1 protein-coding gene is annotated in these 1,083 nt (G+C 53.0%); it reads right to left on the bottom strand.

Annotated elements, in window-relative coordinates; genetic code table 11:
* Window positions 1-1,083 (bottom strand): IS30 family transposase (locus MHX61_RS11220; protein ID WP_239194940.1); only part of this gene is annotated, 1,083 nt, incomplete at both ends.

Genomic DNA, 1,083 nt, shown 5'->3' with positions numbered 1-1,083 from the left:
CCACGGCGCGCCAGGATCGCAGAAGAACACGGGACAGTTTGTAGCTACAGAAAAGGCCTTATGGCAGGCCATTTCACTTCCCTGATCCCAGGTAAGTGATCCTTTGAGATGATCTGGCAAGCCAGCGATCGCTTTAGTAAGTGCTTCATTTACTTCGGTAGCATTATGCCCATGAGGTAGATGCAGCAAGATGACATAGCGCGTGGTTCGTTCTACGAGAGTCCCAATTGCAGACTTATTGCCCGCGCCTAAAATGAGGTCGCCTTCCCAATGACCTGGTACTGCTCGGTCGTCTACTTCTGCTGGCCGGTCAGAAATCATCACTATAGGGTCAACAAACCGCTTGCGGGCGCTGCGCGTGCCACGAGGTCGACGTTGGGCGTGACCGCGCCGCAGTGCAGCAGCGATTTCCTTTTTCAACTCGCCTTTAGCCTGGAAATACAAAGACTGATAAATCGTTTCAGGACACACGTACATAGTCTCATCACCGGGGTAGCAACTGCGCAACCGCCCAGAAATCTGCTCTGGCGAGTACCTGTCTTTCACCATTTCCCAAACCACCTCACGCAAGCGTGGATTGGCATCAATCTTGCGCTTTTTCGGTCTAAACCTACGCAACACCGATTTACGGTGCGCATGCGTGGGAAGATACACCCCAAATTCATCCCGGTTGCGTTTAAGCTCCTTGCTGATAGTGCCAGCAGAGCGCTGAAGACGCCGAGCTATCTCGCGTACACCTTTGCCTTGCCGGTCAAGATCAAAGATGAGCTCGCGCTCTTCTACCGATAAGTAGCGCGAAGAAATACGCCTATCGATACGCTCTTGCGGAATAACCTGGACTGGAACTGCTTGGCGACCATCAACGTACTCAATTACCTGCATAAGCCTGTTATACAGCGCCACATCCGGGCCAGCCGGGACAAAAGGCACACGCCCCGCAGAAAGCTTGATGACACCTTTGTCCATATCAGCAGCATCACGCGGATGAATGCCACAGGCTAAAGCGGCATCTTTGCGCCCTAAAGCATTTACACGCAGTTGCAGATAACTACACCGGCGAGTTGTTGCCGCAGCTTTGCGGCC

The organism is Corynebacterium sp. ACRPF (genome assembly GCF_022347395.1).
GTDB lineage: Bacteria > Actinomycetota > Actinomycetes > Mycobacteriales > Mycobacteriaceae > Corynebacterium > Corynebacterium tuberculostearicum_D.
This window is presented reverse-complemented; position numbering and strand designations above follow the sequence as displayed.